This is a genomic window from Achromobacter deleyi, from assembly GCF_016127315.1.
Classification (GTDB): Bacteria; Pseudomonadota; Gammaproteobacteria; order Burkholderiales; family Burkholderiaceae_B; genus Achromobacter; species Achromobacter insuavis_A.
Genome location: NZ_CP065997.1, coordinates 3,937,155 through 3,949,418, shown reverse-complemented (window position 1 = coordinate 3,949,418; position 12,264 = coordinate 3,937,155). Strand labels below are relative to the sequence as shown.

Annotated in this window: 13 protein-coding genes; 10 read left to right on the top strand and 3 right to left on the bottom strand. The window is 66.9% G+C overall.

The genetic code is table 11. The features are described from left to right. Window positions 1–501 precede the first annotated feature (501 nt). From I6I07_RS17965 to I6I07_RS17945, 6 genes are all read left to right on the top strand, one after another. Window positions 502–1,683, top strand: coding sequence for an acetyl-CoA acetyltransferase (locus I6I07_RS17965; protein ID WP_198483113.1), 1,182 nt, complete (start codon window positions 502–504; stop codon window positions 1,681–1,683). Between the two features lie 4 nt (window positions 1,684–1,687). Then, on the top strand, window positions 1,688–2,191 hold the full coding sequence (locus I6I07_RS31915) for an AMP-binding protein (protein ID WP_420094508.1): 504 nt from the start codon (window positions 1,688–1,690) through the stop codon (window positions 2,189–2,191). After that, window positions 2,089–3,222, top strand: a complete 1,134-nt coding sequence (locus tag I6I07_RS17960; RefSeq protein WP_420094590.1) for a class I adenylate-forming enzyme family protein — start codon at window positions 2,089–2,091, stop codon at window positions 3,220–3,222. The genes I6I07_RS31915 and I6I07_RS17960 overlap by 103 nt, the downstream gene beginning before the upstream one ends. Before the next feature lie 65 nt (window positions 3,223–3,287). Beyond that, window positions 3,288–4,382, top strand: a complete 1,095-nt coding sequence (gene dctP / locus I6I07_RS17955) for a TRAP transporter substrate-binding protein DctP (protein WP_198483112.1) — start codon at window positions 3,288–3,290, stop codon at window positions 4,380–4,382. 60 nt (window positions 4,383–4,442) lie between these two features. After that, complete coding sequence (locus tag I6I07_RS17950; protein ID WP_198483111.1) at window positions 4,443–4,973, top strand: TRAP transporter small permease subunit; 531 nt, start codon at window positions 4,443–4,445, stop codon at window positions 4,971–4,973. A 23-nt stretch (window positions 4,974–4,996) separates the two neighbouring features. Beyond that, complete coding sequence (locus tag I6I07_RS17945; protein WP_198483110.1) at window positions 4,997–6,313, top strand: TRAP transporter large permease; 1,317 nt, start codon at window positions 4,997–4,999, stop codon at window positions 6,311–6,313. Window positions 6,314–6,333: 20 nt separating this feature from the next. Here the strand turns inward: I6I07_RS17945 and I6I07_RS17940 are convergent, their stop codons facing one another. After that, entirely contained in the window at window positions 6,334–6,894 is a 561-nt protein-coding gene (locus I6I07_RS17940) for a LuxR family transcriptional regulator (protein ID WP_198483109.1), read from the bottom strand. Here I6I07_RS17940 and I6I07_RS17935 point away from each other — a divergent pair. From I6I07_RS17935 to I6I07_RS17920, 4 genes are all read left to right on the top strand, one after another. Further along, entirely contained in the window at window positions 6,880–7,812 is a 933-nt protein-coding gene (locus I6I07_RS17935) for a 4'-phosphopantetheinyl transferase family protein (protein ID WP_198483108.1), read from the top strand. The genes I6I07_RS17940 and I6I07_RS17935 overlap by 15 nt on opposite strands. A 46-nt stretch (window positions 7,813–7,858) precedes the next feature. Next, window positions 7,859–9,040, top strand: coding sequence for an acetyl-CoA C-acyltransferase (locus tag I6I07_RS17930; RefSeq protein WP_198483107.1), 1,182 nt, complete (start codon window positions 7,859–7,861; stop codon window positions 9,038–9,040). Window positions 9,041–9,235: 195 nt separating this feature from the next. Next, window positions 9,236–9,631 (top strand): DUF4168 domain-containing protein, encoded by a 396-nt coding sequence (locus I6I07_RS17925; protein WP_198483106.1) that lies wholly within the window; start codon window positions 9,236–9,238, stop codon window positions 9,629–9,631. Between the two features lie 83 nt (window positions 9,632–9,714). After that, window positions 9,715–10,413: a glutathione S-transferase family protein gene (locus I6I07_RS17920; RefSeq protein ID WP_198483105.1), complete on the top strand. Its 699-nt coding sequence runs from the start codon at window positions 9,715–9,717 to the stop codon at window positions 10,411–10,413. Window positions 10,414–10,499: 86 nt separating this feature from the next. On the opposite strand, the gene I6I07_RS17915 is transcribed toward I6I07_RS17920, so the two are convergent. Together I6I07_RS17915 and I6I07_RS17910 are read right to left on the bottom strand one after the other, a co-directional pair. Next, a complete protein-coding gene (locus I6I07_RS17915) occupies window positions 10,500–11,261 on the bottom strand; it encodes an ABC transporter permease (RefSeq protein ID WP_198483104.1) in 762 nt (253 codons plus the stop codon). After that, window positions 11,258–12,181, bottom strand: a complete 924-nt coding sequence (locus I6I07_RS17910; protein ID WP_198483103.1) for an ABC transporter ATP-binding protein — start codon at window positions 12,179–12,181, stop codon at window positions 11,258–11,260. Before I6I07_RS17910 ends, I6I07_RS17915 begins: the two co-directional genes overlap by 4 nt. Window positions 12,182–12,264 lie beyond the last annotated feature (83 nt).

Sequence of the window (12,264 nt, the reverse complement as noted above, 5' to 3'; positions counted from 1 at the left end):
AAAAGCGATACGAAACCCGTCATGATCTGTTCTTCCTATGAAAGACATTCTGACCCTGGCGGCAGCACGTTTTTTTCTAGTGCGTTGCTTGCCGCCCGCATGCTCGCGTCGACGAATTCTTATACAGATGATTTGAAAATTCCAGACGCGTCACTGCCTCCAAACACGTACGTACACCCCCATTTCTTCGAGCAAAAAAACGCATCGCGTTCGCTTGTGAACGTCTGCCTGGAGCATCGGATAGAACACAGGTGAACTTGCCGGAAAGCGCCTTGATACGGGCCTCTACGTCGTATTTCATGCGTCATATAGCCACGCTGGCGCGACCCGATTCCAGATATCGCAAGGCGATGATCGCGGTACGTACGGGCCACCGCGAACCGCGATCCACTACGTATTCGCATACGTGGATGCACGTATAGAGATACGTATTGAGGCAGTCCTACACTTGATTCGCACAAGCACACCACCGCCGCACATCACCGTGCATGGGGAGAGGACATGTTCGATCACTCGGGCGTTTCGATCGTGGGCAGCGGCCATACGCCGTTCGGCAAGTTGGACGCTCTGAATCTTGAGCAACTCATCGTGATGGCGGCCAACGAGGCGATCGAGGACGCCGGCGTCGACCCGGCCGAGATCGATGCCATCTACCTGGGGCATTTCAACGCGGGACTGGTGCCCGACGCCTTTCCCGCCTCGCTGGTGCACCAGGCGCATCCCGCCTTGCGCTTCAAGCCCGCCACCCGCTGCGAGAACGCCTGTGCCTCGGGATCCGCGGCGATCCACGCCGGCCTGCGCGCGATCCAGTCGGGCACGGCCGGTACCGTGCTGGTGATCGGCGTCGAGAAGATGACGTCGCGCACCACCCCGGAAGTGACCGAGGCCCTGGCCGGCGCCGGCTACAAGAACGACCCGCGAGAAAGCGGCATGAGCTTCCCGCAGCAGTTCGCGCGCCTGGCCGAGAAATACGCCGAACGCTATGCCGATCCGCTGCCGGTCATGGCCGCCATCGCCGCCAAGAATCACGCCAACGCGCTGCGCAATCCGCTGGCGCAGTTGCGGCGCGAGCTGGACGCCGACTTCTGCAACACGATCTCGCAACGCAATCCCATGATCGCATCGCCGCTGCGCATGACCGACTGCTCGCCCATCAGCGACGGCGCCGCCGCCGTCGTCCTGACCTGCGAGCGGCGCGCGCCGCGCTATGCGCGCCAGGTGCGCTTTCGCGCCGCCACCCAGGTCAACGACATGCTGCCGCTGGAGGGCCGCGACCTGCTGGCCTTCGAGGGGCCGCACCGCGCCATGCAGCGCGCCTACTCGGACGCCGGCATCCAGCTGCAGGACCTGGACTTCGCCGAAGTGCACGACTGCTTCACCATCGCCGAACTGCTGATCTACGAGGCCATGGGCCTGGCCGCGCCGGGCGAAGGCCACCGCGTGCTGGCCGAAGGCACGGTGCGGCGCGACGGCGACCTGCCCGTCAACCTGTCGGGCGGGCTCAAGGCCAAGGGCCATCCGGTGGGCGCCACCGGCGTCTCGATGCACGCGCTGGCCTACCGCCAGCTGACCGGCCGCGCCGGCGACATGCAATGCCCCGGCGCCGAACTCGGGCTGGTCTTCAACATGGGTGGCATGGCCGTCGCGAACTACGCGTCGGTGCTCGAAGCCGTGCGGGCGTGACGGCATGAACATCGCCAACTGGTTGCAGGCGGCCGCGCTGGAACACGGCGCGCGGCCGGCCCTCCACCGCGGTTTGCGGCTGCACGCCACCTACCGCGACTTCGCCCGCCGCGCCGCCGCCCTGGCCGACTGGCTGCGGCGCGAGCACGGCCTGGCCCCGGGCGACCGCGTGGCCCTGTTCGCGCGCAACCGCGTCGAATACCTGGAGCTGCTGTACGCGGCCTGGTGGCTGGGCGCGGTGGCGGTGCCCATCAACCCCAAGCTGCATCCGAAAGAGGTCGGCTGGATCGCCGCCAACGCCGACGTCAGCGTGGTCTTCACCGACCGGCTCGACGACCTGCCGGCGGACTGCCTGCCAGCGGGCTGCCGCCACCTGGAGATCGACGGCGCCGGCTACGCGGCCGCCTGCGCGGCGCCCGGCCCTGGGCCCCGCCCGCGGCGCTGGCCGCCGATGCGCTGGCCTGGCTGTTCTACACCTCCGGCACCACCGGCCGGCCCAAGGGCGTAATGCTGAGCCACCGCAACCTGGTGGCCATGGGCCTGTGCTACGCGGTCGACGTCGAAACCGTGGAGCCCGGCGACGGCATGCTGTACGCCGCGCCCATGTCCCACGGCGCCGGGCTCTACCACGTGCTGTACGTACGCAAGGCGGCGCGCCACATCGTGCCCGAATCGCGCGGCTTCGAGTCCGCCGAGATCTTCGCGCTGGCCGAGCAGACCGGTCCGCTGTCGTTCTTTGCCGCGCCCACCATGATCAAGCGCCTGGTGGAGCAGGCGCGCGCCGGCGGCCACGACGGCCGCGGCATCAAGACCATCATCTACGGCGGCGCGCCGATGTACCTGGCCGACCTGGAAGAGGCGCTGTCGGTGCTGGGCCAGCGCTTCGTGCAGATCTACGGCCAGGGCGAGAGCCCCATGACCATCACCGCCCTGTCGCGCGAGGTGATCGCCGACGCCGCCCACCCCGAGCGTGCGGCGCGCCTGGCCTCGGTTGGCACCGCGCAAAGCTGCATGGAACTGCGCGTGGTCGACGCCGCGCTGCGGGCGGTGCCGTTCTGTACCGAGGGCGAGGTGCTGGTGCGCGGCAACGCCGTGATGCAGGGCTATTGGCGCAACGACCCCGCCACCGCCGAGACACTGGTGGATGGCTGGCTGCGCACGGGCGATATCGGCCGGCTCGACCCCTCGGGCTTCCTGACGCTGACCGACCGCAGCAAGGACGTGATCATTTCCGGCGGCTCCAACATCTACCCGCGCGAGGTCGAGGAAACGCTGGCCCGGCACCCCGGCGTGCGCGAGGTGGCGGTGGTCGGCGCCCCCAGCGCGCAATGGGGCGAGGAAGTGGTGGCATTCGTGGTGTCGCGGCCCGGCGCGACGCTGGCGCCCGAGGAACTGGACGCCTGGTGCCGCGGCGAGATCGCCTCGTTCAAGAAGCCCAAGCGCTACGTATTCCACGAGGAACTGCCCAAGAACAGCTACGGCAAGATTCTCAAGACGGCATTGCGCGACGCGCTGCGCGGCGCCGAACCCACTGGCTAGGGCCGCCGCCAGGCCCGGCCGATCAACCGGCGCACCAGAAGCCGGAATCCCCCAAGGAGGAGAGCATGAGAAGACGCGATTTCATCAAGGCGGCCAGCCTGCTGGCGGGCGCCTCGGCCCCGGCCATCTGGACCGGCCGCGCGGCCGCCGCCGCCCGCCCGGTCACCCTCAAGTTCGACAGCTACATCAGCGAGACCTCGGGCCCGTCGCGGCTGGACGAGTGGTACCTGAAGCAGCTCGAAACCCGCACCAACGGCGCGGTCAAGGTGCGCCGCTACTGGGCGCAGTCCTTGAACAAGGTGGGCGAGCACCTGTCGGCCGTGCGTGACGGCACCTCGGAAATGTCATTGATCTCGCCGGGCTATTACCAGTCGCAGCTGCCGGTCACGCGCGGGCTGGACTGGTACTACCGCATGCACCGCTCGGACGCGCTGCAATGGTTGTGCCGCGACGTCTACGCCGAATACCAGCCCCTGCGCGATGAATGGGAACGCCGCTACAACAGCAAGGTGCTGTACTGGACCAACTGGTACTACGCGCCGCTGGTGACGCGCCAGCCGATCAACTCGATCGCGGACATCCGCGGCAAGCGCATCCGCGGCTACGGCGCCGCCAACGAGGTCATCGAACGCCTGGGCGGCACCGCCGTGCCGATGGCCGCGCCCGAGGTCTACACCGCGCTGGAACGCGGCGTGCTCGACGGGGTCTACGGTTTCGACTTCATCACCGCGGTGGCCTACAAGCTGCACGAGATCGCGCCGTACTTCACCGACATCGGCGACGGCCCGCACGGCCCGGCCGCGACCATCATCAACGCCCGCGTGTGGAACAACTTCCCCGACCCGGTCAAGCAGGTCAGCGACCAGATCGTCGGCGAGATCTATGGCGGCGAATATGCCCGCATCTACGAGGCCGCGGCGCGCCAGTACGTCAAGACCGCCAAGGCCGAGGGCACGAAATTCTCGTCCCTGCCGCAGGCCGAGAAGGACCAGGCGCGGGCGCTGGTGCAGCCGGCCCAGACCGACGGCTGGGTCGACCGGGTGGCCAAGCCCGCCGGCCTGGACGGCCTGGCGATGCAGACCCTGGTGAACAACGCCATCGCCAAGTACGACAGGCAAGGCAGCCTCAAGCGCTTCGACGAACTGGCCGCCGAGGCCTGACGGCCGTTTCCTTCCCCGCGGCCCGGCCAACGCGCCGGGCCGCCCACCGGCAGAGCATCCATGGACTATTCCTCCCGCCTGGGCGCGGTGTTGCGCGCCCTCTCCAACCTGTTCGGCGCCATCGCCACCCTGTTCCTGCTGTTCCTGATGTTCGGCATCACGCTGGACGCCGTCGTGCGCGCCATCTACGGCCACTCCATCCCGGGCGTGTTCGAGATGTCCGAACTGAGCCTGGTGGTGATCGTGTTCCTCGGCCTGGGCTGGACCCAGATGGACGACGCCCACATCCGCGTCACGCTGCTGCACAAGAAGGTGCCGCCGCGCGTGGCGCAATGGATGGATGCGCTGGCCTGGCTCGCCGCCGCCCTGGTGCTGGCCACGCTGGCCTATCCTGCCACCAGCGAAGCGCTGGAGTCGATCGAGATCCGCGAATTCCGCTGGGGCTACGCCGAAGTGCCGATCTGGTGGACCAAGGCCATCGTGGCCATCGGCCTGTGGTTCGGCGCGCTGCAGATGCTGGCGCAGGCCGGCTGCAGCCTGTGCCGCGCCGAACCCGTCGCCCGCGCCACGCCGGCGCTGGCCTCGCACTGATAACTCCCGCGGGAAACTTCTCCATGGACGACGTCACCATAACGCTGGTCGCCACCGGCCTGATCTTCGTGTTCCTGCTGCTGGGCGCGCCGGTGTTCGCCGCGCTGGCGCTGGCGGGCATCACCGGCCTGATCCTGGTCGAGGACAGCGCCTTCGTGCTGAACCGGCTCAAATCGTATTCCTACGCGCAGTCGGCCTCCTACCTGCTGACCGTCATTCCGCTGTTCATCCTGATGGGCGCCTTCGCCCACCACGCCGGGGTGGGACGCAAGCTGTTCGACGTGGCGCGCAAATGGGTCGGCCACATGCCGGGCGGGCTGGCCATCGCCAGCGTGCTGACCTGCGCCGGCTTCGCCGCCACCTCCGGCTCCAGCGTGGCCACCGCGGCGACGGTGGGCGCGGTGGCCATTCCCGAGATGAAGCGCGCCGGCTACGACCCGCGCCTGTCGGCCGGCGCGGTGGCGGCCGGCGGCGTGCTGGGCGTGCTGATCCCGCCCAGCGTGCTGCTGATCTTCTATGCGGCCCTGACCGAAGTCTCGGCCGGCAAGATGCTGGTGGCCGGGGTGCTGCCGGGCCTGCTGTCGACGCTGGTGTTCATCCTGGGCATCCGCGTCATCAGCGCGTCGCCGCAGATGGCCGCGACGGTGCTGCCCAAGAGCCCCTGGGGCGAACGCGTCCGGTCGATCCGCAATGGCTGGCAGGTGCTGGTGCTGTTCGTGATCGTGCTGGGCGGCATCTACCTGGGTTTCGTCACGGCGACCGAGGCCGCCGCGGTCGGCGCGTTCGCCGCGTTCATCATGCTGCTGTGCGCCCGGCAGGCGCGCGGCGAGCTGCGAAGCAAGCTGGTCGAAAGCCTGCGCAACGCGATCACCACCACCGTGATGATCCTGTTCACCATGCTGGGCGCGGGCATCTTCAGCCTGTTCCTGAGCCTGGTGCAGATTCCGCAGCAGATCGCCGAGGTCATCGTGTCCTCGGACATCCCGCCGCTGCTGGTGGTGGGGCTGATGCTGCTGGCCTACTTCCCCCTGGGCATGTTCCTGGACGCCTTCTCGATGCTGGTCATCACACTGCCGATCATGTTCCCGACGGTGGTGTCGCTGGGCTTCGACCCGATCTGGTTCGGCATCCTGGCCGTGAAGATGTGCGAGATCGGCCTGATCACGCCACCGGTCGGGCTGAATGTGTTCGTCATCGCGGGCATAGACCGCCAGACGCCGTTGACGCGGATCTTCCACGGCGCCTGGTGGTTCGTCATCATGGAGGTGGTCACCACGCTGATCCTGTTCTTCTTCCCGGTCATCGTCACCATCCTGCCAGAGATGATGCTCGGAAAATGAAGCGGAACGCGCGGCGCCGGTCACGCCATGTTGTCGACCAGGATGATCTTGGATACCAGTTCGGCGGTGTTCTTCGCGTCCAGCTTGCGCATGATGCGGGCGCGATGCACCTCCACCGTGCGGTAGGAGATATCCAGCCGCATGGCGATCTCCTTACAGCTCAGGCCGTTGGCGACGTAAGCGGATATTTCCCGCTCGCGCCGCGTCAGGTTGGCCGTGCGCAGGCAGTTTTCTGCGATGCGCTCGAAACTCCAGACCATCAGGTCAAAGGGGTCCTCCGGGGTCATGGTGATGCCGCGCGCCCGCGCCCAGAACACCTCGCGGCTGCGATGCTGCATGAAGCGCTCGTCTTCGTAGTAGCAATTGCTTTCCAGGTGCTTGAGGCAGCGTTGGCCGATCTGGTGAAAATCGGACAGCGAGGGATAAAGCTGCAGAATCGATTTGCCCACCAGTTCCCTGCGCGTGTAGCCGAACAGATTCGCGAAGGAGTGATTGCATTCCGAGATCTTGCGCGCGCTGCAGATCACTTGCGGCGCGGGAGATTCCTTGAAGGCGAGCAATGTCAGGTGAAAGTCACTCATATTGTCTCCCCGGATAGCGTGCCGGTTTTGCCGTTGCGCAACGGAATCCGCCGCGCTTTTGTGGCGGCCCGCATCTTGTCCGTGCGGGCTTCGAGGCGCCAGTGTATAAGAAGCTTTCGGCACCTGGAATGGGCTTTTTCCAGCGGTTTCAAGCGGGTTTTCCCGGCCGTTTCACGGTGCGTTCCAACGGCGTTTCATTTCTTTCATGCACCTGCTCGCGACATCCTTTTTCGCCCCTCGCCTCCGCGGCGGCCGGCCATGACCGACGGCCGGATCGAGCCGCTGCCCGCGCTCCCTTTAAGCGCCCGCCTGGCGCAGCGGCTGGCATGGATCACCCCCGGCGCCACCGCGCCCGGCGGCCTGCCGCCAGGCCAGCGCCGGCAGGCCGAATTCCAGGCGGGCCGGCGGCTGGCGGCGCAGTTGCTGGCCTCGCTGGACGCGCCCGTCACGCAGGTCGGCGTGGCCGAAGACCGCTCACCCATCTGGCCCGACGGCTTTGTCGGATCAATCAGCCACAGCCGGCGGCTGGTGGGCGTGGCGGTGGCGCGCCGGCGTGACGTGCGCGCGATCGGCATCGACATCGAGGCGATTGCCGATGCCTCCGCGGTCGAGGCCATCGAATCGATCTGCATGCGGCCGGAGGAACGCCACTTCGACGCGGGCGCGCTGACGCGCGCCGAGTTCGCCACGCTGCTGTTCTCGGCCAAGGAAGCGTTCTACAAATGCATGCAGCCGCTCACGCGCGTGGCGTTCGATTTTCCCGACGTCACCATCACTCGTATCGATCCGGCGGCGCAACGCCTGGAACTGCGCCTGCTGCGCGCGGCCACCGCGGAATTCGGGCCGGGTCACCTCTTCCAATGCGGCTATCGCAGCGCACAAGGCCACGTCTATACTGCCTTGGAAATTGGTCATTGAAGCATCTTCCCCTGACGGTTTTTCCCTGTCTTCAAGGAGCGTTCACATGTCTGATCCCATCGTTATCGTGAGTGCCGTGCGCACCCCGCTGGCCGCCTTCCAGGGCGAATTCTCAACGCTGTCGGCCAACGAGCTGGGCGCCATCGCCATTGGCGCCGCGCTCGAACGCGCCGGACTCAAGCCCGCGCAGGTCGACGCGGTGCTGATGGGCAACGTGCTGCAGGCCGGCCAGGGCCAGGCGCCGGCGCGGCAGGCCTCGATCAAGGCGGGCATTCCGTCGTCGGTGGGCGCCATCACGGTGTCCAAGGTCTGCGGCTCGGGCATGCAGGCCGCGATGCTGGCGCATGACGGCATCATCGCCGACACCTATGGCGTGGTGGTGGCCGGCGGCATGGAATCCATGACCAACGCCCCCTACCTGCTGACCAAGGCGCGCGGCGGCTATCGCGCGGGCCACGCGACGATGTACGACCACATGATGCTCGATGGCCTGGAAGACGCCTACCAGGTGGGCCGCGCCATGGGCACGTTCGGCGAGGACTGCGCCGCCAAGTACGGCTTCACCCGCGAAGAGCAGGACACCTTCGCCGTGGAATCCGTCTCGCGCGCGCAGCAGGCCGCCCGCGACGGCGTGCTCAAATGGGAAACCGTGCCCGTCACCATCAAGTCCAAGAAGGGCGACACGGTGATCGAGCAGGACGAGCGCCCGCAGAAGCTCAACGTCGACAAGATCCCCACGCTCAAGCCGGCCTTCGCCGCCAATGGCACCATCACGGCCGCCTCCTCGTCGGGCAATGCCGACGGCGCCGCCGCGCTGGTCCTGATGCGCGAATCGACGGCCAGCAAGCTCGGCTGCAAGCCGATCGCGCGCATCGTCGGCCACGCCAGCTTCGCGCAGGAACCCGAATGGTTCACCACCGCGCCCGTGGGCGCGATCAAGAAGCTCTACGACAAGGTCGGCTGGAAGACCGCCGACGTCGACCTGTTCGAGATCAACGAGGCCTTTGCCGCGGTCACCATGGCCGCCATGAAGGAACACGGCATCCCGCGCGACAAGGTCAACATCCATGGCGGCGCCTGCGCGGTCGGCCACCCCATCGGCGCATCGGGCGCGCGCATCATGGTGTCGCTGCTGGGCGCCCTCAAGGCCACCCAGGGCAAGCGCGGCGTCGCCACGCTGTGCATCGGCGGCGGCGAAGCCACCGCGATCGCGCTCGAACTCGTCTAAAAAGGGTCACGCCCCCGTTTAAAGACGTCACAGAATTGCGCGTAAACGTTTCCGCGGCGCCTCCGGGCGCCGCTCTCCTGTGCGCGGCGGGTCGGTCCGTGGCCCGCCGACACAGGAAAACACATTGCGAAACTTGAAGCCTCCCGGCATGCCTTGCCATCATGGTCGGACTCTCATCCGGAACAAGGAGGTTTCATGCCGCATTCCAAAACCGCAATCCTGTCGGCCATCATGTTGACGGCCGCGCTGTCCGGTGCCCCCGCCCTGGCGCAGAACGCCCCGCCGGCCAGCCAGACGCCCATGGCGCCGGCGGCGGTGCAACCGACCGACCAGCAACTGCAGCGCTTCGCGTCGGCTTCGCAGAAGGTATCGGGCGTGGTGGACGAATACCGTCCCAAGGTCGACGCCGCCAAGACCGATGACGCCAAGCAGAAAGTGATCCAGGAAGCCGACGCCAAGATGGTCAAGCTGGTGCAGGCCGACGGTCTGTCCGTCGAGGAGTTCAATGGCATCGGCCACGCCGTGCAGCAGAACCCGCAGCTCAAGGAGCGCCTGATGAAGATGGGCAAGGCCGGCGCGACCGTACAGTAGGCCCGCCCCTTTTTCCCGCTTCGCCGCGCCTTGGCGGTATCCTAGTCGAACCTGTCCGGGATACTTCCAAGGAGCGCGGCATCTTGACCCCCGATCTCACCCTGTACGACCTGGCCGGCGCCGACCCGACGCTGCGCTTCAGCCCCCATTGCTGGAAAACGCACATGGCGCTGGCCCACAAGGGGCTGTCCGCCAACACCGTGCCGTGGCGCTTCACCGACAAGGAAGCGATCGAATTCTCGGGCCAGAAGCTGGTGCCGGTGCTGGTGCACGGCGACCACGTGATCAGCGACTCCTGGCAGATCGCCTGCTATCTGGAAGACACTTTCCCCGAACGCCCGTCCCTGTTCGGCGGCGACACCGGCCGCGCGCTGAGCCTGTTCGCCAACAGCTGGGCCGACACCACGCTGGTGCCGACGCTGGCGCGCCTGCTGCTGCCGGAAATCCACGCGCTGATCGACGCCAAGGACAAGGACTACTTCCGCCACACCCGCGAAAAGCGCTTCGGCCCGCTCGAAGACCTGCCCGCCGTGCAGGAGGAACAGTTGGCGGCCCTGCGCGCCTCGCTGCTGCCGCTGCGCCAGATGCTGGCGCGGCAGCCATACCTGGCCGGCCAGCAGCCGGCCTACGCGGATTACGCGGTGTTCGGTTTCTTCATGTGGGCGCGCTGCACCAGCGCGCTGGAACTGCTGGCGGCCGACGATCCCGTGGCCGGCTGGCGCGAGCGCCTGCTGGACGCCCATGGCGGGCTGGCGCGCCAGGCGCCTCTGGCGGCGGCGTAATCGAAGACACGCCGTCAAATACGCGCCGGCGCGATGCGCCGGCCGGACGCGGGCCGCCCTGGCGGGCGGCCGCGCCAAGGCACGGCTCAGGTCTTCAGGCGATAGCCGGTCTTGAAGATCCAGCGCACCACCACCAGGCAGACCGCCAGGAACACCAGCGTCATGGCGGCGCTGATGCCGACGTTGACGTCGGCCACGCCATAGAACGCCCAGCGAAAGCCGCTGACCAGGTACACCACCGGATTGAACAGCGTCACGGCCTGCCAGAACGGCGGCAGCATCTTGATGGAGTAGAAGGTGCCGCCCAGGAAGGTCAGCGGCGTGATGATCATCAGCGGGATGATCTGCAGCTTCTCGAAGCCGTCGGCCCAGACGCCGATGATGAAGCCGAACAGGCTGAAGGTGACGGCCGTGAGCAGCAGGAAGCCCAGCATCGCGAACGGATGCGCGATCTCGAACGGCACGAACAGGCGCGCCGTGGCCAGCATGATCAGCCCCAGGATGATCGACTTGCTGGCCGCCGCCCCGACGTAGCCGGCGACGATCTCCAGGTACGAAATGGGCGCCGAGTGGATCTCGTAGATGGTGCCCGAGAAGCGCGGCATGTAGATGCCGAACGAGGCGTTGGCCACGCTCTGGGTCAGGAGCGACAGCATGATCAGGCCCGGCACGATGAAGGCGCCGTAGCTGACGCCGTCGATCTGCACCATGTGCGAACCGATGGCCGAACCGAACACCACGAAGTACAGCGAGGTGGAAATCACCGGCGACAGCACGCTCTGCATCAGCGTGCGCCAGGCGCGGGCCATTTCGAAGCGGTAGATGGCGCGGATTGCGTAGAAATTCATGATTGTCCGTGCACCAGGCTGACGAAGATTTCCTCGAGCGAGCTTTCCGAGGAATTGAGGTCGGTGAATTCGATGTCCAGTTCGGTCAGGCGGCGCAGCAGGCCGGAGATCTCGCCGCCGCCCTGGTTGTCGTAGGTGTAGACCAGCTGGCGGCCGTCGGCCGACAGTGCCAGGTGGAACGGTTCCAGCGCGGTCGGGATGCCCGGCAGCGCCGCCTTCAGCGTCAGCGTCAGGCGACGCTTGCCCAGCTTGGCCATGAGCGCGTCCTTTTCCTCGACCAGGATGATCTCGCCCTTGCGGATCACGCCGACGCGGTCGGCCATTTCCTGGGCTTCCTCGATGTAGTGGGTGGTGAGGATGATGGTGACGCCGTTCTCGCGCAGGCGCCGCACCATCTCCCACATGCCGCGCCGCAGCTCGACGTCGACGCCGGCGGTGGGTTCGTCCAGGAACAGGATCTTGGGTTCGTGCGACAGCGCCTTGGCGATCATCACGCGCCGCTTCATGCCGCCGGACAGGGCCATGATGCGGCTGTCCTTCTTGTCCCACAGCGACAGGTCGCGCAGCACCTTCTCGATGTATTCGGGGTTGGCCGGCTTGCCGAACAGGCCGCGGCTGAAGGTCACCGTGTTCCACACGCTTTCGAAGGCGTCGGTGGAGATTTCCTGCGGCACCAGGCCGATGGCGGTGCGCGCGGCGCGGAAATCGGTGAGGATGTCGTGGCCGTCGGCCAGCACCCGGCCTTCGGTCGGGTTGACGATGCCACAGATGATGCTGATGAGCGTGGTCTTGCCGGCCCCGTTGGGGCCGAGCAAGGCGAAGATCTCGCCGCGTTGGATTTCCAGGTCGACGCTTTTCAGCGCCTGGAATCCCGAGGCGTATCGCTTGGATAGGCCCTGAACTGATATGACCGGCTGCACTCTTGCTCCCAGCGTGGTGGACAACCCTGGATTTTACCCGCCCGCCGGACCCCGCTTGTTCGGCCTGGCGGAACGGTGTGTTT

Excerpts from the sequence above, each read along its gene's own strand:
- I6I07_RS17930 (WP_198483107.1), top strand. The coding sequence starts at position 7,859 with ATGTCTGATCCCATCGTTATCGTGAGTGCCGTGCGCACCCCGCTGGCC.
- I6I07_RS17950 (WP_198483111.1), top strand. The coding sequence starts at position 4,443 with ATGGACTATTCCTCCCGCCTGGGCGCGGTGTTGCGCGCCCTCTCCAAC.
- I6I07_RS17925 (WP_198483106.1), top strand. The coding sequence starts at position 9,236 with ATGCCGCATTCCAAAACCGCAATCCTGTCGGCCATCATGTTGACGGCC.
- I6I07_RS17945 (WP_198483110.1), top strand. The coding sequence starts at position 4,997 with ATGGACGACGTCACCATAACGCTGGTCGCCACCGGCCTGATCTTCGTG.
- I6I07_RS17965 (WP_198483113.1), top strand. The coding sequence starts at position 502 with ATGTTCGATCACTCGGGCGTTTCGATCGTGGGCAGCGGCCATACGCCG.
- I6I07_RS31915 (WP_420094508.1), top strand. The coding sequence starts at position 1,688 with ATGAACATCGCCAACTGGTTGCAGGCGGCCGCGCTGGAACACGGCGCG.
- dctP (WP_198483112.1), top strand. The coding sequence starts at position 3,288 with ATGAGAAGACGCGATTTCATCAAGGCGGCCAGCCTGCTGGCGGGCGCC.
- I6I07_RS17940 (WP_198483109.1), bottom strand. The coding sequence starts at position 6,894 with ATGAGTGACTTTCACCTGACATTGCTCGCCTTCAAGGAATCTCCCGCG.
- I6I07_RS17915 (WP_198483104.1), bottom strand. The coding sequence starts at position 11,261 with ATGAATTTCTACGCAATCCGCGCCATCTACCGCTTCGAAATGGCCCGC.